Origin of the sequence: Flavobacterium wongokense (genome assembly GCF_021608265.1) — a bacterium.
Taxonomy (GTDB): domain Bacteria; phylum Bacteroidota; class Bacteroidia; order Flavobacteriales; family Flavobacteriaceae; genus Flavobacterium; species Flavobacterium wongokense.
Map to the genome: position 1 here is coordinate 350,497 of NZ_JAKIHP010000002.1, position 26,052 is coordinate 376,548.

Sequence of the window (26,052 nt, forward strand, 5' to 3'; positions counted from 1 at the left end):
AAATTTAGCAAAAAACTTTTACCTCCGAATGCGCATATTTTGAATTGTTTGTTAAATTGTTAACAGTATTTACTGCCTTTTTGTTAAAATGTTATATAAAATATTAAATTGCATTCACTAATTCTAACCAAACATTTTATGAAAAAAACTACCTTATTATTATTGGCGATTCCGTTTTCGACGGTTTTGGCCCAAAATGATCCCAATGAAGTCAAATCGGACAGTACCAAAGTACAGGCTTTGCAGGAAGTGCAGCTTGTAGGTTCGAGAAATACCCGAAGAACAGTGCTGAATTCTGCTGTTCCCATAGACGTTATAAATGTAAGGGATGTAACTACACAAAGTGGTAAAGTTGAAATCAATGAATTGCTTCAATATTTAGCGCCTTCTTTCAATGCGAACAAACAATCCGGTTCTGATGGCGCCGACCATATTGATCCTGCTTCGCTTAGAGGAATGGGACCAGACCAAACCTTAGTCCTCATTAATGGAAAGAGAAGGCATCAGTCTTCCTTAGTTAATTTATTCGGGACACGTGGCCGTGGAAATACCGGAACCGATTTGAATGCGATTCCGGCAAGTGCCATCAAAAGGATAGAAATCCTCCGTGATGGTGCTGCAGCCCAATATGGTTCTGATGCAATTGCAGGTGTAATCAACATTGTACTGAATGATAATGTGGGCGAATTAAATGCTTCATTGACAACAGGTGCTTATCGAAATGATCCTGAAGGCGACTTTCTTCCGGGAACACCAAATACTCCTGGTTATCAACTGGATCAGAACGGCAACGGAAATTCCTATGGCAAAGACCACAATTATGATGGGTTTTCAATAAAGGCCGGAGCAAATTATGGTGTGAAGCTTGGCAAAAATGGTGGCTTTGTGAATTTGACCGGAGAATATCTATCCAAAGACAAAACACTCCGTCCCGGATTTGATTTCAGGAAAGGTTATGGCGATGCCGAAATCAAGAGCTATAACCTTATGGCTAATTTACAGGTTCCGCTTTCTAAAAGTATTGATTTTTATGCCTTTGGCGGAAGAAATGACCGAAATACCGACGCTTATGCATTTACCCGAAATGACGGCGAAAGGGTTGTAGAATCCATTTATCCTGGTGGATATACTCCAAGGATTACTTCTAAGATTATCGACAATTCGATTGCTGCAGGTTTTAAGGCAAAAGCTGGAGACTGGAATATTGACCTGAGTAATACCTACGGACAAAATTCCTTTGATTACACGATTAAGGGTACGCTGAATGCCAGTTTAGAGGAAGACTCCCCAACCGAGTTTGATGCAGGTGGATTCAGCCTGGCTCAAAACACGGTGAACCTTGATTTTTCAAGAAACTTTAAATCGGTTTTAAACGGATTGAACTTTGCGTTTGGAGGTGAATACCGTATGGAGAAATATGAAATTACTGCAGGCGAAGAAGGCTCGTATGCAACGTATGACACCAATGGAATTCCAATTGACCCAACCATCAATCCTCCAACACAATTTGCTCCTATTGACCCTATTTCCGGAAATCCAAGACCTGGAGGTTCACAAGGATTTCCTGGTTTTAGTCCGCAGAACGAAGTTAGCGAAGACAGATCAAGCACAGCTGCTTATGTGGATGCCGAGTTGGAAGTGTCTGATGAGTTTATGTTGGGAACGGCTTTCCGTTATGAAAACTACAGCGACTTCGGAAACACATTGAATCTCAAAATGACCTACAAATATAATCTTTGCAAGCATGTAAGTTTAAGAGGTTCATTCAGTACAGGATTTAGGGCACCATCTTTGGCACAAATCTATTTCAATACAAGCTTTACCAACTTTAATGCAGATGGAGCTTCAGAAGTTTTATTGGCAGCCAATGGAAGCGCAGTAACCGAAGGTTTTGGAATTGATAAATTAAGAGAGGAAAAATCAAAAAATGGTTCCATTGGATTGACTGGTAAATTTGGAAAATTCACCGCCACAGTTGATGGCTACCTAATTAATGTTAGCGACAGGATTGTTCTTACAGGTTATTTTGATGCTACTGCCTTAAACCTAAACGTTGATTCAGCGCAATTCTTCGTAAACGGAGTTAGTACAGTTACCAAAGGGATTGATGTTGTAATGGCATGGAGAAATTCTTTTGGAAGCTCAACAGTTGGCGCAACTTTAATAGGAAATATTAATGATATGCAGGTAACACATGTCAATAACGGGAATTTAGATCAGGAAACTTTCTTTGGAGCACGTGAAATTGCCTTCCTTAAAGCATCGGCGCCAAATAGTAAATTTGGTTTAAATCTGAACTATGAAAGAAAATGGTTCAATGCTGCTGCAGCTTTCACCCGATTCAGTAAAGTAGTTTTGGTTGATTATGCCGGAGCGAATAATGTGTACAACCCAAAAATTGTTACCGATTTGAGTTTGGGATTCCAGGTAATCAAACAGGTAAAACTGACCGTAGGAAGCAATAACCTACTGAATGTATATCCAACAAAGCAGGACGAATCCGGCAATACTGAAGCCGGTGGATATTGGGATGCCGTGCAGATGGGATCCAACGGAGCCTATTATTATGCAAGGCTTGGTTTCAAATTTTAATCTAAACCTAAATAATCAACCTGAAAAAATCCTGAGTTTGACTCAGGATTTTTTTATGTGAAAAGTATAACTTAAACTTAAAATCCTATAACAGGTTTTAAACGCTATGAAACTAGATTTGTAATATCTAATCATTAAAAATTAAATATTATGAAAACTATATTTCTAGGAGCATTAGCTCTTTTATTTACGTCGGGTCTTCAGGCTCAAAACCAAAATAAGAAGTCGGAAACCATTACCAAAGTCACCACCGTAAAAGACGACAAAGGAGAACACAAAGTTGTCAAAAAAGAAACTGTAAATGAGGTTCAGAACATTGAACTAAAAGCGGTTCCGGCCGGAACGAAAGATACTGATATTGTACCTACTCCAACTCAGGCAACAACAACCACAACTGTTAACGTTGATGGCCAGGAAAGAGTTGTTGATGTAGACCACTCAGCTTATTATTCCTATAACGGTGAAAGATACCAGGTTTTGGCGGACAATGCCGGATATACAGTTACAAGCCCAACGAATAAGTCGATATTGAGAAGAACTACTTCCGGAAATAATTATATATATAGAAGCAAAGATAAATTTTCGATAGGGCATTTTGATGCTAACGGAAATTTAGTATTGGAAACTTATGACGACAAAACTGATAAGGTTACCGTCGAAGTTTTCAACCTGCAGAAATAATATCTGACTTGAACGAAAAAATCCTGTGCTCTAAACACAGGATTTTTTTTATTTATTCATTATGAAGGAAAGACTGCCTGTTCAAAAGCGTCTCTTCACTCTCTACATGATTATCATCAGGAACGCAACAATCTACTGGGCAGACAGCCGCGCATTGTGGCTCTTCATGGAAACCTTTACACTCAGTACATTTTCCGGGAACGATATAATAAATATCATCCGAAAGCGGAGTCTGTGCCGCATCCGAATCCACTTCAGTTCCATCAGGCAAAATAATTTTGCCTCTCAGCGAAGTTCCGTCCTTATACCTCCAGTCATCTGCACCTTCATAAATTGCCGTGTTCGGACACTCAGGTTCGCAGGCACCACAGTTTATACATTCGTCTGTTATAATGATTGCCATTTTATTTTTGCTTTATGCTAAAGACATTTACGTCTATTGCGGATAAAAAGATTAATTTTGCGCAAAATTACAATCAAAACCCTTTATAAACAAATCTAAATGGATTCTATTAACACAAAATTATCTTTTGTCGAATTAGGAAAATTTTTAAGCCAATTCACATTGAATGAACAGGTTCAACGTGCAAATGTACTCCATAATGATTTGTATTTTGATAAGTTTAAGGATTTAATTGAACTATCACAGTCACATAACGGATGGTTTACACCTGAACAGGTTTACTTTTCCATTGAATCATGGGCTGAAGCTTTGACAGAAGTTAATTTGAATGAATGGCTATCGGATTACGAGCTACCAGTCAAAGAACCCAAAACAATCGGATTGATTTTGGCTGGAAACATTCCGCTAGTTGGTTTCCACGATTTCCTTTCTGTTTTGATTTCAGGAAATAAAGCCTTGGTAAAAATGTCTTCGAATGATCAGCATCTGCTACAGTTTCTTGCCAAATACCTGATTAGTGTGGAACCAAAACTTTCCGGTTATATTTCATTTACCGATGGAAAACTCGAAAACTTCGATGCCATCATTGCCACCGGAAGCAACAACACGGCGCGTTATTTCGAATTTTATTTCAAAGACAAGCCAAGCATCATCCGTAAAAACAGGAATTCTGTTGCGGTTTTGAACGGAACGGAATCACATGAGGATTTGGTTGGTTTGGGTGAAGACATTTTTAAGTATTTTGGTTTGGGATGCCGTAATGTTTCAAAGCTTTTTGTTCCGAAAGACTATAGTTTTGAAGCCTTTTTTAAGGCAATGTACGAATATAAGGATGTCATTTTTTACGAAAAATATTCCAACAACTATGATTACAATAAGGCCGTTTTCCTGATGAGTAATTTCAAATTGCTGGATAACGAATTCCTTACCTTAAAAGAAGATGCAAGCTACGCCTCTCCTATTTCTTCAGTGTTTTATGAGACTTACGAGACCGTTGCTGAAATCCAAAAAAGATTGAAAAATGAAGCAGAACAAATCCAATGTATCGTTTCCAATAATTTGATTCCGAATTCAATCCCATTTGGCCAAACCCAAAAGCCCAAACTTTGGGATTATGCTGATAATGTGGACACTTTGCAATTCTTAACGTCTTTGTAATATTCTTAACGTTTGTTATGAACTATAACGTTTTCGTTAATAACATCGCTTAATTATTGCGGAATTCTAATCGCTTTTTAAATAGTGGTTTACGAAATTTGCATCTCACAAATTAGAAATCTGTCACATGAAAAAACATAATTACAGCGCTGGTCCGTGTATTCTGCCTCAGGAAGTATTTGAAAAATCAGCACAAGCCGTTTTAAACTTTAATAATTCTGATTTATCGATTCTTGAAATTTCACACAGAAGCAAAGATTTTGTCGCTGTTATGGATGAAGTCCGCGCTTTGGTATTGGAACTTTTAGGTTTGGAAGGCAAAGGATATCAGGCATTGTTTTTACAAGGTGGAGCAAGCATGGAATTTTTGATGGTTCCTTATAACTTGATGAAGGTGGATGGAAAAGCAGCCTATTTAGATACCGGAACCTGGGCTAACAATGCCATTAAGGAAGCTAAATTGTTTGGAGAAACGGTTGTTGTGGCTTCTTCTAAAGAGCAAAACTACAATCACATTCCAACCGATTATACAATTCCTGCTGATGCCAGTTATTTTCACTGCACGAGTAACAATACGATTTTCGGGACACAAATGAAATCGTTTCCAAAAACCAATATTCCTGTGGTTTGCGATATGAGTTCGGATATTTTTTCGAGGAGTTTGGACTTTACCAAATTCGATTTGATTTATGCCGGTGCTCAAAAAAATATGGGTGCAGCCGGAGCGACATTGGTAGTTGTAAAAGAGGAAATCTTAGGAAAATCAGGAAGAGCGATTCCAAGTATCCTGGATTATGAAAAACATATCAAGGCGGAAAGCATGTACAATACTCCTGCGGTTTTCGCGGTTTACACCTGCCTGCTGACTTTACAATGGTTAAAACGAAATGGCGGAATTGCAGCTGTTGAAAAAATCAACGAAGCCAAAGCCGAATTATTATACAACGAAATCGACAGGAATCCTTTATTCATTGGAACTGCCGACAAAAAAGACAGGAGTTTCATGAATGCAACCTTCCTTTTGGTTGATGAGAAAAACCAGGAGGCCTTTGACAAAATGTGGAAAGAAGCCGGAATTTCCGGAATTGCGGGCCACCGTTCTGTTGGTGGTTACAGGGCTTCTATGTACAATGCCTTACCATTGGAAAGTGTTCAGGTTTTGGTAGATGTAATGAAAAAATTGGAAGAAGTTGTAAAACAAAACGAAGTTACAGTTTAAAACAGAGCCTAGCCCCGATTGCAGCAAGCTACCATGTAGCGCGGAAAGCGGGATTAGCTCCTGATAATTTAAAATTTAGAATTCAGAATTTAATATAATAAGATGAGAGTATTAGCCAACGATGGGATTTCTAAAAGCGGGATTAAGGCTTTGGAAAATGGGGGATTTGAAGTTTTTACCAATAAGGTTGCGCAGGAACAGGTAGCCAATTATATCAATGAACACAAGATTGACGTGATTATTGTACGAAGCGCTACCAAAGTACGCCAGGACATTATTGACAACTGCCCAAGCCTTAAAATCATAGGCCGTGGTGGTGTTGGAATGGACAATATTGATGTGGATTATGCACGTAGCAAAGGATTGCACGTCATCAATACGCCTGCATCTTCGTCTGAAAGTGTGGCCGAATTGGTATTTGCACATTTGTTTACAGGCGTTCGTTTCCTTCAGGATTCAAATAGGAATATGCCTTTGGAAGGTGATACCAATTTTGAAGGCCTGAAAAAAGCCTATGCCAACGGAATAGAACTGCGTGGAAAAACATTGGGAATCATTGGTTTTGGACGTATTGGACAGGCTGTGGCCAAAATGGCGCTTGGCCTTGGAATGCGTGTTATTGCTGCTGATAAATTTGTAGATAAAGCCGAAGTAAGAGTTGACTTTTACAACGGGCAATTCATCAATGTTGAGTTTATAACCGAACCAATGGAGGACGTTTTCAGGCATTCCGATTTTATTACGCTTCACGTTCCTTCGCAGGAAGGCTATGTAATTGGTGAAGCCGAATTCCAGTTAATGAAGGACAATGTTGGAATCGTAAACTGTGCCCGTGGTGGTGTAATTGATGAAGTGGCCTTGGTTGCTGCCTTGGATTCGGAAAAAGTCCTGTTTGCAGGTTTGGATGTTTTTGAAAACGAGCCAACTCCGGAAATCCAGATATTGATGCACCCGAAAATTTCGTTGACGCCTCACATTGGAGCGGCAACCCTGGAAGCACAGGACCGCATTGGAACCGAATTGGCGGATCAGGTTATCAGTCTTTTGAAAGCCGAGAAAGTATAATCTTACTTGATAAATATTTAAAAAAACCACGTCATCCGCGTGGTTTTTTATTTGTTAAAATTGAAACAAACAGGCTTTGTTTTTTGTAATTTTATGCAAACTACACAGCTATGAAGAGGATTATAATACCACTGATTTTAATCATTGCTTTGGCTTCCTGCCATTTTGATAAAAACATTACCACAAAAGCAAAAACACCGGATACTAAAAAATCGGATGCAGTAAGGATTGCGAATGATTCGCTCGAATATGAGGTGATTATAATGGATTCCGGATTTAGTACGTGGCTTGCAGGACGCGCCAAACCGAGAGGTTTTTACTCAGAAACCTATCTTGAAAATAAAAATCAACTTTACGTAAGCGAATGGAACAGCAGAGTGATGCAGCCACAGCGTTACAGCCGCGATTTATATGAAATGCAGATTAGCTACGACAGGAATATCCATTACGGTTATGAAGTAAACTATCTGATTTATAATTATATGGTTTATTTTCAGATTACCAATAAACAACAACTGGCAGGATTTGTTCCAAGTCCATAAATTGAGTAGATTTGTGGAACTTTAACAATCATGGGAAACTTTAAGGAACGCTGGAATATCAAATCAAATTGGCAATTCTTTGTCATTATTGTCGTATTTGCAGTTACCGGTTCCAGTGCCGCGTATCTTTCCAAACCTATTTTGGCGGGCTTAAATATTACTAAGGAAAATCCCTGGGAATATTATCCGTTGTACATCATCCTTATATTTCCTGTGTATCAGGTACTCTTGGTATGTTATGGATTTCTCTTTGGGCAGTTTGCCTTTTTTTGGGCATTCGAAAAGAAAATGCTGCGCGCTTGTGGCTTGGGATTTATGGTTAATTGGTTTGAAAAAAAATAATCACTTCCCCCCTTTTATCTTGTAAACATAAAACCAGGTAATGGTAAATGTTGGAACAAAATCCACAATAGGCAAAAGTTCTTCGGCAAAATCGAAAATACCTGCAATTTTACCTGTTTTTCCTTTGTACATTGTTGCCAGAACAAATGCTGAAAATGGTGCCCATATCAATGCTAACGGTGGAAATAATGATGGAGACATCCCAATCAGGTCGAAAATAATGCCTATGCAAAGTTTGACTGTTCTTGTGTGGTTGGATGTTTTGCCTGAATGTAATGATTTAGTTTGATCCATTTTTTTAATTTTAGAATTGGGAACTTTACAAATCTGATGCCAAACTTCAAAACAAAAAGAGTAGCTAATTAAAAACTATCTTTGTTACTTTGTGAAAAATACTTTGAATGATAATTGCCAAAAATATCCATAAATACTACGATAACTTACATGTTTTAAAAGGTGTCGATTTACATATACGTAAAGGCGAAATTGTATCGGTCGTGGGCGCTTCAGGAGCAGGAAAAACTACGCTGTTACAAATATTGGGTACGCTGGACAACACCAAAAAAGAAAGTGACACATCACTTGAAATAAATGGTGAAAACATCTTGATAATGAAAGACAAAGCATTGTCTAAATTTAGAAATACCCATTTGGGTTTTATCTTCCAGTTTCATCAATTATTACCCGAGTTCACTGCTTTGGAAAATGTATGCATTCCAGCATTTATCGCCGGAAAAGACAAAAAGGAAACTGAAACAGAAGCCAAAAAACTGCTTGGTTATTTAGGCTTGTCCGAGAGAATCAATCACAAACCTAACGAACTTTCCGGTGGAGAACAACAGCGTGTGGCTGTGGCTCGTGCCTTAATCAACAAGCCTGCAGTCATTTTTGCAGATGAACCTTCCGGGAATTTGGATACGGCTTCTGCCGAAAACCTGCACCAATTGTTTTTTAAATTAAGGGATGAATTTGGGCAAACCTTTGTAATAGTTACCCACAATGAAGATTTTGCAAACATGGCCGATAGAAAATTGGTCATGAAAGACGGACTAATCGTGTGACGATATGATACTTATCCTATTTAGCTGGCTTTACATTTTTTTTACTACAGTTACCTTTGGCATTGCTTTTTCCAAAGCGTTGCGCATACTGCAGCTAGACACTGTAATTACTACTATTTTAGGATTGTTTTCAGTAACCATTATGGCTTCGGTTTGGGCGTTCTTTGGCCCAATCAATATGGGATTCCATATTGTTTTGCTCTTGCTTTCAATTATTTTTTGGTACCAAAACAAAGCAGCATTCCTTTCCATACTACAAAGCATATTGAGGCAGGTTAAATTATTCTCCTTCCCTATTCGAATCCTGTTAATCGTAAGCAGCCTGCTGATTTTAGCACAAAGCGCAACACTGCCATTCATCATAGATAACGAAAGTTATTATATCCAAACGATAAAATGGCTCAACGAATATGGTTTTGTCAAAGGTTTGGCAAACCTGCATTTATTTTTAGGGCAAAATAGCGGCTGGCACATAACCCAAAGTGTTTATAACCTTTCGTTTCTTTACGACCGATTCAATGATTTGAACGGATTCTGCCTGCTGCTGGCGAATTTCTTTGCGTTCCAAAAGCTACACTCCTATTTTACAAAAGGCAATCCAACGGATTTGATTTTTGGCTTATTGCCGTTGAGTTATGTTTTCCTGTTCCAATTCGTTAGTGCACCTTCTCCCGATTTGCCGGTCTATATTTTTGGCTTTGTCCTGTTTTCAGTCTATCTGCAAAACGACAACCTAAAAGACCGATTTGTCATTATCAGTATTTTATCCTTGTTTGTGGTTTTTATCAAGGTCACAGCGGTTGTTTTGTTCTTGTTTCCAATAGTTTTATTGATAAATAATTTTAAGGCTGTACAAAAGCAAGTGTTCACTATTGGTGCGATTGGAGCTTTGGTTTTGATAGTATTTGTTTCAAAAAACACCATGCTTACGGGCTATCCGTTGTTTCCGTTATTGTGTTTTAGGATTGATGCGTTTGATTATACCGTTCCGGCAATCATCATGGATTTTTTCTTCAGCAAAAGCATGCTCCAGTCTTTTTTTATTCCGAATGAGGCTTACGGAATCATGACTTTTTCCGATATGGTCAAAAAGTATCTTTTCAACAATGGATTGACCGGCTACATTGGATTGGTTTCTATTTTAATGCTTTTGATTTCACCAATTATCATTATCAGAAAGCAATTGTCAAAATCGATTTGGACGATTTATGCAGCCTTTTTGATATTGGCTGTTTTATTGTGCCTGAGTTCGCTGCAGTATCGTTTTTACGTTTATTTTACGCTGTTCTTTTTGTTATTGTTGATTTCGTTGTGGCTTTCCAATCCAAAATGGATCATTCGATTTTATATTTTGAGCACAGTTTTGATAATGATTGTGGTCTTCGTTCCAATGTCCTTTGGCAATTTAACAACCAACAAATATTTATCCCAAAACACTACATTCCATTTTAAGAACATTTTGATTCCTGAACCCAATTCCAAATGGAGACCTGAATATAGAGGCGGCAGTGTCGGCAACATGCATTATCATTCCCCTATTGACAATTCCTTCTTCTGGGTTACCGGTAATGGACAGTTGCCCTGTATTAACACCTTGCAATTAGACTATTTCCACAAAGGATTTTTCTACATTCCGCAACAGCGGAGCATTGATTTGAGTGATGGCTTTTATGCCCAAAAAGTCAGTGGCGATGAATAAGGCCGAACTCAAGGAATTCCTGGACGAAAAAGTCTTATTGTATAATAATCCGAAATTTATCGAAAGCGACCCGATTCAGGTTCCGCATCAGTTTTCACTGAAGGAAGACATTGAAATTTCGGCTTTCCTGACATCAACGATTGCCTGGGGAAACCGTAAGATGATTATCAATAACAGCAAACGGATGATGGATTTAATGGGAAATTCGCCTTTTGATTTTGTCATGAACCACAACGATTCCCAACTTGAAAACCTCGAGGGATTTGTACATCGGACATTCAACAGCAATGATTTTGTCACATTTATAAAGGGATTACAGCATATCTACAATAATCACGGTGGATTGGAACTGGCTTTCGCCAAAAACCAACACCCCTTATCCATGCAGCAAAGCATAGCCGAATTCAAGAAATTATTCTTTGAAGTCAGCCACCAGCAACGTGCCACCAAACACGTTTCCGATCCAACGCAGGGTTCGGCTGCAAAAAGGATTAATATGTTCCTTCGCTGGATGTCCCGAAAGGATAATGCCGGTGTTGATTTCGGAATCTGGGAAAGCATTTTACCCGCTTCGCTTTCCTGTCCGTTGGATGTTCATTCCGGGAACGTTGCCCGAAAATTAGGCCTGCTTACCCGAAAACAAAATGACGGCAAGGCGTTAGCCGAATTGGATGCTGCTTTACGCCTACTTGACCCGAATGATCCTGTGAAATATGATTTCGCTTTATTTGGACTTGGAGTCTTTGAAGGATTTTAACAATCGTCAGTTCGAGTATTTTTATTTAACGAAGTAAAATAAAAATGTATCGAGAACTTTCTTTATAAAACTTCTCGATACAATTTTGTTTCACAAAATCACTCGAAGTGACGTATCAGATATCTTAACTTGGCTGCATTTCTGTAGCAATTGCAATACGGTTCCACGTATTGATTGTGGCAATCATTAGGATAATTTGAGCTACATAGTTTTCATCAAATAACTCAACCGCTTTGTTGTAGGTTGCATCAGAAAGATGATTTTGTATCAAAGTAATTTCCTCAGTCATTGCCAATATTGCCCTTTCTTCTTCGGTGTACAAACCGTGCACTTCTTTCCAGGCATTCAAAAGATAGATTCGTTGCTCGGTCATTCCCATTTTTCGGGCGTCTTTTGTATGCATATTGATACAGAATGCACAGCCGTTGATTTGGGAAGCCCTGATTTTTATCAGCTCTTTGTGAACAGGATCCAACGATGTGGATGCAATGTATTTTTCTATGCCCATCAAAGCTTTGTAAGCTTCCGGCTGTGTCTGTAAAATGTTTACTCTTGTGTTCATTTTGATTGTTTTTTAAAGTTCGATACAAAGTTCCGCAGTATCTGTTTCAAAAAACTTGAACTAGTTCAAGAAAACGTTTTCATACTTTGCCTGCCCTAATTTTGCTCATGAATTCGGCAGAGAAATCTAAGTACGATGCCAACATATATTGGGGAATGCGTTGTACGAATTCGGGTTGTACCGAATTGAAATGATGATAGCGTTCTTCTGCTGATTGTGTGTAAAGAAACTTAATCCGCATTTGCGAAGCCGCATAAGACTTTTGCAGAATCAAACGAAAATAGCGTTCCATTTTAGGAACCTTTCCTAACAAATCATCTAATGCATCTTTGCGGATTGCCATTACTTGTGAATTTTCAACAGTTTGAATATAAAAGTGCGTTGGATGCTGTGTCTGCAGGCTCATATAATCTGTAATCCACCAGTTTTCAATCCCGAACTGAAGCGTTTGTTCATTGCCCTTGTCATTAATGATGTAAAGGCGCAGGCAGCCTTTGAGGATAAAATACTGAGTGGTACAGATTTGGCCTTCTTCTAAAAGCTGGGTCTTTTTAGGATAGCTTTTCTCTTCAAAATAAGACAGGATTATTGCTGATTCGGCATCATCAATTTCTATAAATCTTTTGATATGTTCAATCAGTTGGTTCATTACACAAATATACTAAAAAAGGCACTCCAAGTGGAATGCCTTTTTAACTAGAAAGATTTGATTATTCCCAACCGCAGTCGGAAACCACCGGTATTTTGTTCGCCATTCATATTCTGGATTACAGGCAGTGAAAGAGTTAGTGGAAAACTCCATTTTTTATAACTGATATTATTACCCAATGTTGCATAGCCCAAATAATAACCTGAATCGTGGTCCACTTCTCCATCCTCTTCAAGCATGTCGAGCCATTCGCCATAATAACCACCAAATACAGCCCAACCCAAAGTTGATGATGCTGATTTTGCCTTGTCACTTTTATCATCAGAAGGTAGCGCACAAAATGCATTTCCTCCTTTTATATTATAACTCAATGAGAGGTTTTGAATCGAAATGCTTCCGTAATAATTATCATGGAACCCTTTGGTAGTGTGCTTGTACAATGCATTTCCCTGAAGCGTGATTTTGTCCCACCTTTTGGATAGAATGATTCCCGCCATCGGATCATAGGAACCCGAACCCACCACTACTGTCGTGTTATCAAAGTTGGCATCTTTCTGGATTCCGGTTGGGAGTTCAATACCTGCCTGTAATGCAAGGCTGAAGTTATTTTTAGTGTATGCATTAAAAGTTCCCAACAACATTAAATCTCCAAAACCACTGTCGTTTCCTGTATCAGTATTCAGGAAAACATAAGGAAGCAAAGCCGAAACCGTAATCGATTTGGTTATGCCATAACGAACACCCAGAGATTGTATCAACATACTGGTGAGTGGTGCCTCTTCTTCGGTCACATCGGTTACGGGTTCAAGATTTTGATTGATTTTCCGGTAATCGGCATAGGTTTCTAATACGAATTGGTTTTTATTTAGCGTTAGGATTCCGTTATTGTAATCGCCATTGGCAGCACCGGTTCCGGCGCCGGCACAGCAGGCACATTGGCTGTAGCCATAGGTTGACAGCAAGAATGCCGCAACCGCACAGATTGTTTTTTTCATTTTGATATTTTATGTTAAAGCATAGTAAACGAGGCTGTCAAAAGATTGAAAGCCTGAATTGTTGAACGGTTTTACCAGGATAACACTTGTGGGGGTTTTAACAAATCTGTTAAATAGCCATTTAATGGGGAATTTGAGTAATTTGAAAAAACAGTCTTTTTACCTAAAACCTTAATGATATTTGGCTGCCAAAAAGTTGTCATTTCAATAAAGGAATCCACTGGTTTGAGTTTTAGGACTGCCATTGGGAGTTTGTTGTTTGCTGCTTCTTCGTCGGCTGCTTTTTTAAGCTGTCGGTACAATTGGCATTTCCCGTTACAATGCATCATTGGTTTGAACCTATTGATACATTCGGTTTTGGCAATTTGATCTTTGTTGATTTCCCAATAACTTATATATCCCATTTGATAAAAGGGCTGCCAAAGAAGTGCAACTAAAAATGATATGGAAAATACTGCTTTCAAACTGAGCGCGAATTTACGGCTTTACTATTATTTTTTAGTCAAGGCTCCAGTATTTTTTTTGAAATAGTTGGGATATTCCCTATCTTAGCACAAAACAACACCAATCTATCTATGAAAGCAAAACTACTCCTTTCCATTACCTTTTTATTTCTATTTGCCGCAAACTCCTTTGCACAGCCTTATGTCCCAATGCTCAACAATTCGACCTGGATTGTAAAAAGCGCCAACTTTGGCGGTGAGCAGAGTTTTGTTATGGGTCCGGCTACTAATGTTACGATTGGAGCTTACACCTACAAAAAATATACTGACCAAACAGTTTACAGCACTGATAATTATGTCAGGGAAGATGTTGCTGCAAGAAAGGTTTACCGAAATGTCAACGGTGTTGACCAACTATTATATGATTTCAGCCTTCAGGTTGGGAATCATATTGTTTTGGCCAACGGCAAGGATTATACAGTACAAAGCATTACCGATGTAAATGTAAACGGAGGCACAAGGAAAAAGTTTTACCTAATCAACTGGATTGGAAGTTTTGCCGGGCAAAGTGAAACCTGGATTGAAGGTGTTGGCAGTAACCGCCATCCGTTGAAGCCACAATTTGACATGTTTTTAAGTGACCCTTATATCTATTTGGGATGCAGTGCACAAAACGGTGTTGGAATATACAATCACGGTTTAGCCAATGGACAGCCTACTCCAACTGATTGTTCGGCACTTTTGAGTGTTGAGGAAATAAACCAAATGAGGCATCAGATTAGTTATAGTCCAAACCCATTCAACACAGAACTTCGAATCAGCTCAAAGGTAAATTTTGAAAATGCCACTGTGAAAATGTATAATTCAATTGGGCAGCTAATCAGGGAAATAGCTGATGTTAATGGTGATACGGCTATCATCAAAAGAGAGAATCTAAACAACGGAGTATATTTTGTACAGGTTGTCCAGGAAGGAAAATTACTTTCTACCAATAAAATAATCGTAGCCGACTAATTCACATGACCGAGCAGCAGCGCATAAGCAGTTTGTTTGAAAAGCTATACCATGGCGATCCATGGATTGATATCAATATCGTCTCCACTTTAAGCAGCCTAACTGCAGGCGAGGCATCAAAAAGGGTTTTGCCCAATTGCAATACCATTTGGGAAATCACAAACCATCTGATAAGCTGGAGGCAGAATGTGCTTCAGCGTGTTCACGGCAATACTTTGAAAACACCTTCACACAATTATTTTGTGGAAGTAAAAGATACCACGGAAGAAGCATGGACTGAGGTCTTAAAAAAGCTGGAGGAAACCCAAAGCCATTGGCTTCATTTCTTAAAAAATGTAAAAATTGAAGATTTTGAGAAGCAATATCCGGTAAACAATATGACCTATTACGAGCACATACAGGGCATCATACAGCATGATGCCTATCATTTGGGACAGATTGTATTGTTATCAAAACTGTTGTAAAGTGGAGCAGTTCAAGGCAGAAATAAAGATAATCGGAATCAATCCATTTGTATTTGTGCCCGAAAAGATATTGGAAGCAATTTTTGACCAGGCGAATAAAAGTAAGGGACACATTCCCATTTACGGGACAATCAATTACAAAGCCTACACACAAACCTTAGTTCGATATAGTGGCGAATGGCGTTTGTATATCAATACCACAATGCTCAAGGATTCTCCCAAAAGGATTGGTGAGATAATTGATGTCGGTATTGCTTTTGACCCAAAAGACCGAACGCTGAAGCCTCATCCCAAATTAACAAAAGCGTTTCAGGAAAATAAGGAAGCCAAAGATATATTTGATTTGTTGCCTGCATCAAGGCAGAAGGAAATCATCCGTTATATTTCCTCTTTAAAAACCGAGGAAAGCATTACAAAAAATATAGCCAAAGCCATTGGCTTTTTAAAGGGTGAAAATAAATTTGTTGGACGGGATAAACCTTAAAAGATAAAAACAGCTTACGCCAGGTATTTTACCAGGAATTTTTCTTTGCTTGGGATACAATTATCATTGCTATTAAATTCAAGCGCACCGGAAATAATATTTTTAAGGTTATCAAACAAAGTAGGCTTTACATAATAACAGCTCGCTCCATTCTGATAAGCTTCTTCAATATCATCGGCATGGGAGTAAGTGCTAAGGATAACAACCTTAAGATCTTTAAATTTTTGGGTCGACTTGATTTTTTTCAGGCATTCGAGCCCATTTAATTTGGGCATATTAATGTCTAAAAATATAATTTCGGGTTGTGGTGTATCGGGATTGTTGAGCGTTTCAATCAATTTGAAAGCGCTGGGCAGTTCAGTAAGACTGATAGATTTGTTGACATACGAAAGCGCTTCCGAGAATAATTCCCTGTCTTCCTGATCGTCATCTACCAAAAAAATATGCCTGTTATTAGTCGGATTCTGTGTCATAGCGGTGACATTATATTGCAGAAACAAAATCCGGGTTAGGAACGAATTGAATGCCTGTAATAAATTAATAGCAAGCTAAGTTAGTGATAATTAATCAATAATGACTGCTTAGCATGTTAAATTAATGTTTTTAAATTGTGGATAAGATTCGCTAAATGTGAATTGTGAGTGAAAATTCTTGTGAATATTTTTTATATTTGATTGTCAGAATCAAAATATTATGGAGCAAAAGTTAGTACATATCTTTATCGCTTCTTCTGCGGAAGTAGCAGAGGAAAGAAAAAAGTGCATCTTAATATTGAATGAAATCAATAAAAGCCATCCCCATTTAAATCTGGTGCCAATAGAGTGGGAATATGATTTACCCAAAGGTAATTTCCCGGATTTTGAAAGCATCCAAAAGGCAATCAATCCACATTTAAAGAAAAGCCAGTTATGCCTGTTCATCTTTAATTCCAAGATTGGAAAATACACTAAAGAAGAATTTGAATTGGCCGATAAGCTCAAAAAGAAACACATCCCTTTTTTCAAACAGGGCTTTTCTCCAAAAACCAGGGAAGAAATTGCCAAATGGACTGAACTGATTGAATTTAAGGAAAGTTTGAACGACTCGTCCCTATATATTGACTATACTGATTTAAAGGATTTTGAATTGGAATTAAACAAAAGCCTTCATTTGTATTTGGCGCAGGCGTTTCCACAAGAAACCACAAATGATAATAAACCTTTACCCGCTGATGTTGCGGCTTTGCTAAAAATTCTCACCGAAAAACAGGATGAAATTGATGGTCTCAAAAATTCTTTACAATTACCAAGTGATGAAACAAAGCAGCAATTAATAACATTAGAAAGAGAGAAGCAGGAATTACAGGATGAGCTAAACAAAAGCAAGGAATTTCAGGAACAGCAGGCAAAGGATAAAGGAGAATTGGAATTGCTGTTGGCTCCACAAATTGAGAATAACAATTTGAAAGAAAAGGCATTTATAGCTATTAAAGAAAATAAATACGAAGAAGCTAAGGAATTGCTAAAAAGGAGTGCAAAAGACAGCATTCAAAATACATCAACCACTTTTTATGAATTGGGTAAAGTCAGCAAATTGCAGTTGCTTTACAAGGAAGCGTTAGAGTATTTTGAATTGGCAGCAAGGATAAATCCCAGTAATTTTGATATGGGCATGGAAACAGGGAATATGCTTTTAAACTTAGGGCATTATGACAAATCCATCAGCATTTATGAAAGGTCATTTAGTTTATTGACTGATAGCGAGGAAGACCAAAGCAGGAAATCATATGTCAACAATCAATTAGGGATAGCGTACAGTGGTATTGGGAATTATGATAAAGCCATAAGTTTTTATGAAAAAACCCTTGAAAATGATAAAAAATTATATGAAGAAGGAAATGTTCATATCGGGACTTCCTATTCTAATTTAGCTGCGACCTTTTGGAAAAAAAACGAATTTGATAAGTCTATTGAGCTGAGTAAGAAAGCACTTGAAATCCTGACAAAATCTTGTGGAGAAATAAACCATGAAGTGGCTGTTTGCAATAGTATCATCGGACTGGCTTATTCTGGTAAAAAAGAATATGACAATGCTATTAAGTACCATGAAAAAGCGCTTCAAATCGACTTAGAGGTTTTTAATGAAGTGCATCCAACAATAGCAACGCGTTATAATAATTTAGGAATATGCTATCAAAATAAGGGCGAGACTGATAAAGCTATCGAATATTTAACTCTTGGAATTACAATTGATTTAAAATTTGTGGATGAAGAACATCCTGAAATTGCTATAAGTTATAATAATTTGGGGATAGCCTACCTTATGAAAGGTGAATATGAAAAAGCGATACAATACTCCGAGAAGTCAATAAACATATTTAAAAAATTCCTGCCGGCAGATCATCCCCACATCATTATAAGTGAAGAGAACTTAAAATTTGCAAAAGAAGCGCTGGGAAAACAACAAAACAACAACCAAAACCCATCAAAATAGACACGAGCGCAGCGACTGCCGAAGGAATTCCCTATCTTTGCGGCATAAATAAATCCGCATGAGCACTTTCGAGCAATTCAATCTTCCAAAATCATTACAAAAAGCCATTGATGAATTAGGCTTAACCAAGCCTACTCCCATTCAGGAAAAATCATTTTCGGTGATTATGTCAGGACGTGATATGATGGGAATTGCACAAACCGGAACCGGTAAAACCTTTGCTTATCTGTTGCCCATATTAAAGCAATGGAAATTTGTTGCCACCGACACTCCAAGAGTTATGATTATTGTCCCAACACGTGAATTGGTCGTTCAGGTCGCTGCCGAAGTGGAAAAACTTACACAATACATGTCGGTGAGAACACTTGGCGTATATGGAGGTGTGAATATCAATACACAAAAAACCGCAGTATACCAGGGAATTGACGTTTTGGTTGGAACTCCGGGAAGGATTATGGATTTGGCTCTGGATAATGTTATACGCTTTGACAGCTTACAGAAACTGGTCATAGATGAATTTGACGAAATCCTGAATCTAGGGTTTCGTTTTCAGGTGACTTCAATCCTGACTATGCTTAAAAACAAACGCCAGAACATTTTATTTTCGGCAACGATGACCGATGAAGTGGATGAAATACTGGATGAATATTTTGAATTTCCTGAAGAGGTTTCCCTGGCTCCAAGTGGTACGCCATTGGAAAAGATTGAACAATTAGGTTATAAGGTTCCCAATTTTTTGACGAAAATCAATTTTATCATTGAATTGCTTCAGGATGAAGCATTTGAAAGGGTTTTGCTTTTTGTCAACAATAAAAAAACAGCCGATTTATTGGCTGATAAAATGGAAGAAGCTTTTCCGGACCAATTTGGAACCATTCACTCCAACAAATCGCAAAATTATCGTCTGCAAACTATGGAAGCATTCCGGAATTCTGAAATCCGCGGGATTGTAACTACTGATGTTATGGCGAGAGGTTTGGATATTTCAGACATTACGCATGTCATCAATGTTGAATTTCCCGAAATCCCGGAGCAATACATTCACAGGATTGGGCGAACAGGCCGTGCCGATAAATCGGGTATTGCAATTAGTTTAATCAGTCCGCGTGAAGAAGAAATCATGATTGAAGCCGAAATGCTGATGGAAAAGGAAATTTCCTTTTTGCCAATGCCGGAAAATGTTGTGATTGCTGAACGTTTATTGGAATGGGAAAAAGACAAGAAAAAGAAAATGAAGTTCCTTACTCCGAAACCAAAATTGGAGGGCGGAGCATCCTTTCATGAAAAAGCTGCCAAAAACAAAAAAGTGAATCTTGGCGGCCCATCAAAAACCAAAAAGAAAACCTCGAGCTCAGTAAATAGAAACATCTTAAAAAACAGGGCAGCGAAAAGAAAGAAAAAATAGTTGATAATTGATAATTGATTGCTATTTTTGACAAACAAAATTAGAAATGAATTTTAAACACCCAGAAGTACTTTATTTCCTCTTCTTATTGGTCATCCCAATTCTGGTTCATTTATTTCAACTGCGTCGTTTCAAAAAAGAATATTTCACCAACGTACAATTCCTGAAGGAACTCTCGATACAAACACGTAAAAGTTCTACCATTAAAAAATGGCTGTTGCTTTTAACCCGTTTACTGTTGCTGGCTTTCCTGATATTAGCCTTTGCACAACCTTTCTTTTCTGCCAAAGACAGTAAAAAGAATACAAACGAAATGTACATCATCCTGGATAATTCGTATAGCATGCAGGCCAAAGGCAAAAAAGGGGAATTGCTCAAACGCGCCGTTCAGGACTTGTTGGAGCATACACCGGAAACACAAAGTTTTTCGTTGATTACCAATTCTGAAAATTATTGGAATACCGATATCAAATCGATTCAAAAGGATTTGCAGAACCTAAAATACAGCGCCTCACCTTTCCAACTTGATAACCTGATTGCAAAAGTCAATGCGAGGAAATCGGCTTTCAACAAAGATATCATCGTAATTACAGATGCTGTAGGTTTGGATGATAACCAGGCCAAAAGTTTCAGAAAGGAAGACAATGTATACTTCATCATTCCCGAAGCGGAACAAAAGGACAACATTGCGATTGACAGCGTTTACATCCAGCAAACCTTAGATAGTTTTTACGAAATTGGCGTAAAGCTTTCTGCAAATGGTGCCGATTTTAAGGATGTTCCAATTGCACTATACAACAAAAACAAACTCACTGCCAAAACGCTGATCAACTTTGAAACCAAGGAAAAAACCATCAATTTCACGATTCCGAAGGAAGATTTTCATGGGTATGTTTCAATTACCGATAAAGGCCTGGCTTACGATAACACTTATTATTTCAGCATTTCTAAACCTAGTAAAACGAATGTCATCAGCATTGGCGATACTGAAAAAAGCAATTTCCTGTCGCGGATTTATACCAGCGACGAGTTCAATTTCAACAACTTCCCAATATCAAATTTGGATTACAATTTATTGGAAAAACAAGATGCCATTGTGCTTGATGAGTTGAGTGATATTCCACAGGCGTTGCAGACCACGCTGAAATCTTTTGTGGCCAAAGGCGGAAACCTGGTTATTATTCCGGCTCAGGAAAGCAATGTTTCGCAATTGAATGCGTTTGTATCCAATTTTGGAGCCTTAAAATTTAATACGGCTTCGCCAAATGAAAAGAAGGTTACTAAAATCAACTTCAACCATCCTTTGTTTAGCACAGTATTCGAAAAGAAAATCGATAACTTCCAATATCCATCCACTAAGGTTTCCTTTGGATTAAACAGTACAACTCCTTCGGTTTTGGCTTACGATGACCAAAGCGCATTCCTGACTTCATTGCCAAATGACCTATCATCGGTTTATGTTTTTGCAGCGCCAATCAACAAGGTAAACAGCAATTTCCAGAACTCGCCACTGATTGTTCCAACATTTTACAACATGGCACAGAACAGTCAGAAAACGGGAGTTAATGCGATTGTCATCGGCGAAAGCCAACCTTTTATTGTGGATGCATTATTGTCAAAAGATGAAATACTTACAGTAAAAAATACAGCCGAAAGTTTTATTCCTGTACAGCAATTGCTGAATACCAAAGTGAAACTGAGCTTTAACGATAATCCGACAGAAGCCGGAAATTTTGGTATCCTTAACGAATCAAATCTGGTGCAGAACATCAGCTTTAATTACAACAGGACTGAGAGCAATTTGGCACTGGCAAATCCAGATGTAGCCAAAAACTTTAAGGAAATTGAGGACATCGAAACTGTTTTCAATGACATTCAAACCGATAGAACCGATACGCAAATCTGGAAATGGTTTGTGATTTTAGCCTTACTCTTTTTAGCATTAGAACTACTCATTCAAAAATTTGTAAAATGAACCTAATCATCCGAAAAGCCAAAATTGTAGACCCAAAAAGTCCGTTTCATAATCAGACAGTTGATGTGAAAATTACCAAAGGCATTATCGAAGAAATTGGCGTTTCGCTTTTGAATATCGATAACCATCAGGAATTTCATCATGAAGACCTGCATCTTTCACAAGGTTGGTTTGACACCAGTGTTTCGCTTGGCGAACCAGGTTTTGAGGACAGGGAAACGATCACGAACGGATTGGATGTTGCGGCAAAAAGCGGGTTTACGGGAATTGCATTGCAGCCCAACTCCTATCCTATTATTGACAATCAGTCGCAGGTACATTTTGTAAAACAAAAAGCCACTAACTCAGTTACCGAATTGTTCCCGATTGGCGCTTTAACAAAAGGAAGCGAAGGCAAAGATTTAGCCGAACTCTACGATATGAAAAATGCAGGAGCTGTCGCTTTTGGGGATTATAATAAGAGCTTGTCAAATGCCAACCTGATGAAAATTGGCTTACAGTATGTCCAGGATTTTGATGGATTGCTAATAGCATTCTGCCAGGATGAAAACATCAAAGGAAATGGGGTTGCTAATGAAGGGATTGCCTCTACCCAATTAGGATTAAAAGGAATTCCAAATCTAGCCGAAGAATTAATTGTTACCCGAAACCTCTTCTTACTGGAATATACCGGAGGTAAATTACACATCCCAACAATATCTACAGCAAAGTCTGTAGCCTTGATAAAAGACGCCAAGAAAAAAGGGCTGAATGTGAGCTGCAGCGTTTCGGTACATCATTTGGTTTTAACCGATGAAAAACTCGAAGGCTTTGATACACGTTATAAAGTTTCGCCGCCACTTCGCAATGAAACCGACAGGCAGGCATTAATAGCCGGGGTTTTAGACAATACCATTGACTGCATTACCAGCGATCACAATCCGATTGACATTGAAAATAAAAAGATGGAATTCGATTTGGCCAAGAACGGGACAATTGGCCTTGAAACCGCATTTGGTGCGTTGCTGACTGTTCTTCCTTTAGAAAAAATAATTGAAAAATTGACTTTCGGTAAACAGCTTTTAAACATTGAAAATCAAAAAATTAAAATAAAAAACAAAGCCTCATTTACTTTGTTTACGGTAGACAAAAAATGGACATTTGAGAAAGAGCATATTTTATCAAAATCCAAAAACTCAGCTTTCCTTGGACAGGAAATGAAAGGCAAAGCAATTGGTATTTACAACAAAGGAAAATTAGTCTTAGCATAAATTTAACTCATGGAAAATTTAGACAAATCAAACAACACAGCCATCATTGCTTACTTAACCATCATTGGAGCAGTGATTGCAATTTTTATGAACCAGGAAGAAAACAAAAGTGAGCTTGGCTCTTTTCACATCAGGCAGGCTTTAGGATTGTTTCTTTCCTTTTTCCTACTTGGATATTTTGTAGGTTACGCCAACAGCTGGACGGCAACAACGGCATTTTACCTGTTCTATTTCATACTTTGGATTTATGGCTTTGTTGGTGCATTACAAGGGCAAAAAAGATTACTGCCGTTAGTAGGCGAGTTTTTTCAATCATTATTTAAAAGCCTGTAATGAGTTTGTCACTTCACTACTTGGTTCGGGAACCAAAAATAAAAAAGGATCAAAACCCTTTGCTCCTATTGCTTCATGGCTATGGCAGCAATGAGGAAGACTTATTCTCTTTTGCTTCAGAGCTTCCTGAAGAATATTATGTCGTCTCAGCCCAGGCTCCATTTGACATGATGTATGGAAGTTATGCGTGGTATGCCATCAATTTTGATGCTGATGAAAACAAATTTTCTGATATTGGACAGGCAAGAGCTTCACGGGACATTATCGCTGGTTTTATTGATGAATTGGTTGCTTCATATCCTATCGATGCTAACAATGTTACATTGATTGGTTTCAGTCAGGGCTCTATTTTGAGTTATGCCGTTGCCTTATCCTATCCTGATAAAGTCCAGCGTGTTGTGGCAATGAGTGGTTACCTGAATACCGAAATTGCCGTGGATGATTTTGCCAGCAATGATTTTGGTAACCTCAAAATATTTGCGTCACACGGAACCGTTGATCAGGTGATTCCTGTAGATTGGGCACGAAATTCCATTCCCGTTATTGAAAATTTGGGAATTCCGGTAGTGTATAAGGAATATCCTGTTGGGCATGGTGTGGCACCACAAAACTTCTTTGATTTTAAAAATTGGTTACAATCATAAAAAGAAAAGTCCCGAAGATTCGGGACTTTTTTATTCTTGTTCAGTATCACTGTTTATTGATTTCTGGCCCATTTCACCATCACCGGCAAATTTGCTTTCACTGCCTTTCTTAAGCACGTAGCCTTTCCAAGGCACCAACTGCCAGTCATTTAAAATCCAAGGTTTGCCTTCGGCGCTTCTTGATAAAACTATGGATGTCGTATCCTTTGGCAAAAATATTTCGGCCTTGCTTGCATCCTCATTGAATAAAACATAAGCACTAAGCGTTTCATCTTCATTATCAGGTTTGTCAATCGGATTCAATTGGATTCCCGAAAAACCTTTTACACATTCCTTATTCACTTTTGACCAGACATAACCCGCTGAAGCCAGGCATCCATTCTCATCCTTGTCATTTACAACAGAGGAATCTTTTGAAGTTGTCGCATTTTGAGTTTCGTCCGTTTCTTCGGTTTGATCCATATATTTACAGGAACAGACTAAAAACAGGACAAGGATTAGGGTACTTATTTTTTTCATTTTGACAGATGTTGTTTGCTTAATTTAAAGATGCTGGGTACAAATAGGAATTCATGATTTCGAAGGAAATTGCACCTTTTTCATCAACAAAATACTTTAACAATACTTCGCCCCAAAGCTGGCCATTGCTATAGTTTGCAATAATCCAACGATGATTCAACAGTTTGATGCTATTGATAATGTATTTCTGTTCTCCCATTTTAGGCTGATCAGTATATTTATTTCCTTCAGGGCTGTCGTTAAAGCTGAAAAGTGCCTGTTTCACTTTTTCGGTAAATGCCGGAATGTCTTTTACCTGAGCGCTTTCGTATAAATAGTTTTGAGCCCTGTCATTGTTCTCTAGAGCAAAAATATCCGAGTCATATGTCATTTTACCAGTGCTGGTAGTGTCTGAAGGAGCTTTTGGCAAGCTATCACTAACAGCATCTTTTTTCTCGCTGGCTTCTTTTGATGAAAAATATTTATAGGTAAAAACATTCATCAGCACAGCGATAATAAAGAGATATAGAAATAATGATTTCTTCATGTTTTAAATTGTAATTTTTAAATTGTCATAAGCCAGGAAAACATTGCCCGGCAGGCGTTTTTGTACTTCCTCATGAAAGCCAAGCAAATGGCTGATATGGGTCAGATAAGCTCTTTCGGGCTGAACCAAATGTATGAAATCTAATGCATCCTGCAAACTAAAATGTGAATGATGTGGTTCTTCACGCAATGCATTCACAACCAATACTTTTGCACCTTTCACTTTTTCAACTTCGGAATCACTGATTGTTTTTACATCGGTTAAATATACAAAATCCTGAATCCTGTATCCAAAAACCTGAAGATTTGCGTGATCAACTTCTATCGGGATTATCGCTGTACCATCTAAAGTGAAATTCTGGTTATTATTCACAACAAACGTTTGTACGCCCGGTGCTCCGGGATATTTGTTTTCGGTTTCAAAAATATATTCAAAACGCTTTTTAAGGTTATCCAAAACCCGCTGATGCCCATAAATTGGAATGTCCTTTTTCTGCCTGAAGAAGAAAGGGCGTATATCATCCAAACCCGCAGTATGATCGGAATGCTCATGGGTAAAAAGTATTGCATCGAGCTTTTCACAACCCGAAGTCAGCATTTGCTGCCTAAAATCGGGACCGCAATCAATTACAATTGAATGGTCATCCCAGCTTACCCAAACCGAAACACGCAACCTCTTGTCTTTTAAGTCATTGCTTTTACATACAGGATGATCACTTCCTATAACTGGAATGCCTTGAGATGTTCCGGTGCCAAGAAAATAAACTTGCATAATAGCACGGTTTTTGATGGTAATTTT

The 26,052-nt window shown here is 38.2% G+C and carries 29 protein-coding genes; 19 read left to right on the forward strand and 10 right to left on the reverse strand.

Features of this window, described 5'->3' with window-relative positions:
• Positions 1-138: 138 nt before the first annotated feature.
• The gene (locus L1S31_RS07645; RefSeq protein ID WP_236464132.1) at positions 139-2,592 is read left to right on the forward strand and encodes a TonB-dependent receptor plug domain-containing protein; all 2,454 of its coding nucleotides are present in this window, start codon (positions 139-141) and stop codon (positions 2,590-2,592) included.
• Between the two features lie 150 nt (positions 2,593-2,742).
• Positions 2,743-3,273, forward strand: a complete 531-nt coding sequence (locus L1S31_RS07650; protein WP_236464133.1) for a hypothetical protein — start codon at positions 2,743-2,745, stop codon at positions 3,271-3,273.
• Positions 3,274-3,325: 52 nt separating this feature from the next.
• Here L1S31_RS07650 and L1S31_RS07655 read toward each other — a convergent pair whose 3' ends face one another.
• Positions 3,326-3,676 carry a 4Fe-4S dicluster domain-containing protein gene (locus tag L1S31_RS07655; RefSeq protein ID WP_236464134.1) on the reverse strand — a complete coding sequence of 117 codons (351 nt, stop codon included), beginning with the start codon at positions 3,674-3,676 and terminating at the stop codon, positions 3,326-3,328.
• Between the two features lie 99 nt (positions 3,677-3,775).
• Between L1S31_RS07655 and L1S31_RS07660 the strand changes: the two genes are divergently transcribed.
• The 5 genes from L1S31_RS07660 to L1S31_RS07680 all read left to right on the forward strand — a co-directional run bounded on the left by L1S31_RS07660 (position 3,776) and on the right by L1S31_RS07680 (position 8,002).
• Positions 3,776-4,834 (forward strand): acyl-CoA reductase, encoded by a 1,059-nt coding sequence (locus tag L1S31_RS07660; RefSeq protein ID WP_236464135.1) that lies wholly within the window; start codon positions 3,776-3,778, stop codon positions 4,832-4,834.
• Between the two features lie 127 nt (positions 4,835-4,961).
• Positions 4,962-6,053, forward strand: coding sequence for a 3-phosphoserine/phosphohydroxythreonine transaminase (gene serC / locus L1S31_RS07665; RefSeq protein WP_236464136.1), 1,092 nt, complete (start codon positions 4,962-4,964; stop codon positions 6,051-6,053).
• A gap of 102 nt (positions 6,054-6,155) precedes the next feature.
• The gene (locus tag L1S31_RS07670) at positions 6,156-7,118 is read left to right on the forward strand and encodes a D-2-hydroxyacid dehydrogenase (protein WP_236464137.1); all 963 of its coding nucleotides are present in this window, start codon (positions 6,156-6,158) and stop codon (positions 7,116-7,118) included.
• A gap of 110 nt (positions 7,119-7,228) precedes the next feature.
• Positions 7,229-7,660, forward strand: a complete 432-nt coding sequence (locus tag L1S31_RS07675) for a DUF6146 family protein (RefSeq protein WP_236464138.1) — start codon at positions 7,229-7,231, stop codon at positions 7,658-7,660.
• A gap of 30 nt (positions 7,661-7,690) precedes the next feature.
• A complete protein-coding gene (locus tag L1S31_RS07680) occupies positions 7,691-8,002 on the forward strand; it encodes a DUF6787 family protein (protein ID WP_236464139.1) in 312 nt (103 codons plus the stop codon).
• Here L1S31_RS07680 and L1S31_RS07685 read toward each other — a convergent pair whose 3' ends face one another.
• Positions 8,003-8,296 (reverse strand): hypothetical protein, encoded by a 294-nt coding sequence (locus L1S31_RS07685; RefSeq protein WP_236464140.1) that lies wholly within the window; start codon positions 8,294-8,296, stop codon positions 8,003-8,005.
• A 107-nt stretch (positions 8,297-8,403) separates the two neighbouring features.
• On the opposite strand from L1S31_RS07685, the gene L1S31_RS07690 reads away from it, so the two are divergent.
• Genes L1S31_RS07690 through L1S31_RS07700 form a run of 3 tightly spaced genes read left to right on the forward strand, consistent with a single transcriptional unit; the run spans position 8,404 to position 11,519 of the window.
• The gene (locus L1S31_RS07690; protein ID WP_236464141.1) at positions 8,404-9,063 is read left to right on the forward strand and encodes an ABC transporter ATP-binding protein; all 660 of its coding nucleotides are present in this window, start codon (positions 8,404-8,406) and stop codon (positions 9,061-9,063) included.
• Between the two features lie 4 nt (positions 9,064-9,067).
• Complete coding sequence (locus tag L1S31_RS07695; protein WP_236464142.1) at positions 9,068-10,762, forward strand: LIC_10190 family membrane protein; 1,695 nt, start codon at positions 9,068-9,070, stop codon at positions 10,760-10,762.
• Positions 10,755-11,519 (forward strand): TIGR02757 family protein, encoded by a 765-nt coding sequence (locus tag L1S31_RS07700; RefSeq protein WP_236464143.1) that lies wholly within the window; start codon positions 10,755-10,757, stop codon positions 11,517-11,519. Before L1S31_RS07695 ends, L1S31_RS07700 begins: the two co-directional genes overlap by 8 nt.
• A gap of 124 nt (positions 11,520-11,643) precedes the next feature.
• Here the strand turns inward: L1S31_RS07700 and L1S31_RS07705 are convergent, their stop codons facing one another.
• The 4 genes from L1S31_RS07705 to L1S31_RS07720 all read right to left on the reverse strand — a co-directional run bounded on the left by L1S31_RS07705 (position 11,644) and on the right by L1S31_RS07720 (position 14,189).
• A complete protein-coding gene (locus tag L1S31_RS07705) occupies positions 11,644-12,081 on the reverse strand; it encodes a carboxymuconolactone decarboxylase family protein (protein WP_236464144.1) in 438 nt (145 codons plus the stop codon).
• A gap of 79 nt (positions 12,082-12,160) precedes the next feature.
• A complete protein-coding gene (locus L1S31_RS07710) occupies positions 12,161-12,730 on the reverse strand; it encodes a Crp/Fnr family transcriptional regulator (RefSeq protein ID WP_236464145.1) in 570 nt (189 codons plus the stop codon).
• Positions 12,731-12,777: 47 nt separating this feature from the next.
• Complete coding sequence (locus L1S31_RS07715) at positions 12,778-13,725, reverse strand: transporter (RefSeq protein WP_236464146.1); 948 nt, start codon at positions 13,723-13,725, stop codon at positions 12,778-12,780.
• A 71-nt stretch (positions 13,726-13,796) separates the two neighbouring features.
• Complete coding sequence (locus L1S31_RS07720) at positions 13,797-14,189, reverse strand: hypothetical protein (RefSeq protein ID WP_236464147.1); 393 nt, start codon at positions 14,187-14,189, stop codon at positions 13,797-13,799.
• 111 nt (positions 14,190-14,300) lie between these two features.
• Here L1S31_RS07720 and L1S31_RS07725 point away from each other — a divergent pair, with 111 nt between their 5' ends.
• The 3 genes from L1S31_RS07725 to L1S31_RS07735 are packed head-to-tail and all read left to right on the forward strand — an operon-like array spanning position 14,301 to position 16,130.
• Complete coding sequence (locus L1S31_RS07725; protein WP_236464148.1) at positions 14,301-15,182, forward strand: T9SS type A sorting domain-containing protein; 882 nt, start codon at positions 14,301-14,303, stop codon at positions 15,180-15,182.
• A gap of 5 nt (positions 15,183-15,187) precedes the next feature.
• Positions 15,188-15,646 (forward strand): DinB family protein, encoded by a 459-nt coding sequence (locus L1S31_RS07730; RefSeq protein WP_236464149.1) that lies wholly within the window; start codon positions 15,188-15,190, stop codon positions 15,644-15,646.
• A 1-nt stretch (position 15,647) separates the two neighbouring features.
• Positions 15,648-16,130, forward strand: a complete 483-nt coding sequence (locus L1S31_RS07735; protein WP_236464150.1) for a YdeI/OmpD-associated family protein — start codon at positions 15,648-15,650, stop codon at positions 16,128-16,130.
• 14 nt (positions 16,131-16,144) lie between these two features.
• Here L1S31_RS07735 and L1S31_RS07740 read toward each other — a convergent pair whose 3' ends face one another.
• A complete protein-coding gene (locus L1S31_RS07740) occupies positions 16,145-16,603 on the reverse strand; it encodes a response regulator (protein WP_236464151.1) in 459 nt (152 codons plus the stop codon).
• 220 nt (positions 16,604-16,823) lie between these two features.
• Here L1S31_RS07740 and L1S31_RS07745 point away from each other — a divergent pair, with 220 nt between their 5' ends.
• From L1S31_RS07745 to L1S31_RS07770, 6 genes are read left to right on the forward strand one after another with little or no spacing between them, the layout of a single operon-like run.
• Entirely contained in the window at positions 16,824-18,602 is a 1,779-nt protein-coding gene (locus tag L1S31_RS07745) for a tetratricopeptide repeat protein (protein WP_236464152.1), read from the forward strand.
• 58 nt (positions 18,603-18,660) lie between these two features.
• The gene (locus tag L1S31_RS07750) at positions 18,661-20,007 is read left to right on the forward strand and encodes a DEAD/DEAH box helicase (RefSeq protein WP_236464153.1); all 1,347 of its coding nucleotides are present in this window, start codon (positions 18,661-18,663) and stop codon (positions 20,005-20,007) included.
• A 46-nt stretch (positions 20,008-20,053) separates the two neighbouring features.
• Positions 20,054-21,982 carry a vWA domain-containing protein gene (locus L1S31_RS07755; protein WP_236464154.1) on the forward strand — a complete coding sequence of 643 codons (1,929 nt, stop codon included), beginning with the start codon at positions 20,054-20,056 and terminating at the stop codon, positions 21,980-21,982.
• On the forward strand, positions 21,979-23,232 hold the full coding sequence (locus L1S31_RS07760; protein WP_236464155.1) for a dihydroorotase: 1,254 nt from the start codon (positions 21,979-21,981) through the stop codon (positions 23,230-23,232). The genes L1S31_RS07755 and L1S31_RS07760 overlap by 4 nt, the downstream gene beginning before the upstream one ends.
• Before the next feature lie 9 nt (positions 23,233-23,241).
• Positions 23,242-23,565 carry a hypothetical protein gene (locus L1S31_RS07765; RefSeq protein WP_236464156.1) on the forward strand — a complete coding sequence of 108 codons (324 nt, stop codon included), beginning with the start codon at positions 23,242-23,244 and terminating at the stop codon, positions 23,563-23,565.
• Complete coding sequence (locus tag L1S31_RS07770; RefSeq protein ID WP_236464157.1) at positions 23,565-24,209, forward strand: alpha/beta hydrolase; 645 nt, start codon at positions 23,565-23,567, stop codon at positions 24,207-24,209. The genes L1S31_RS07765 and L1S31_RS07770 overlap by 1 nt, the downstream gene beginning before the upstream one ends.
• Positions 24,210-24,239: 30 nt before the next feature.
• Here L1S31_RS07770 and L1S31_RS07775 read toward each other — a convergent pair whose 3' ends face one another.
• From L1S31_RS07775 to L1S31_RS07785, 3 genes are read right to left on the reverse strand one after another with little or no spacing between them, the layout of a single operon-like run.
• Entirely contained in the window at positions 24,240-24,728 is a 489-nt protein-coding gene (locus L1S31_RS07775) for a hypothetical protein (protein ID WP_236464158.1), read from the reverse strand.
• A 19-nt stretch (positions 24,729-24,747) separates the two neighbouring features.
• Entirely contained in the window at positions 24,748-25,254 is a 507-nt protein-coding gene (locus L1S31_RS07780) for a hypothetical protein (RefSeq protein ID WP_236464159.1), read from the reverse strand.
• A 3-nt stretch (positions 25,255-25,257) separates the two neighbouring features.
• Positions 25,258-26,025 carry an MBL fold metallo-hydrolase gene (locus L1S31_RS07785; RefSeq protein ID WP_236464160.1) on the reverse strand — a complete coding sequence of 256 codons (768 nt, stop codon included), beginning with the start codon at positions 26,023-26,025 and terminating at the stop codon, positions 25,258-25,260.
• Between the last annotated feature and the right edge of the window lie 27 nt (positions 26,026-26,052).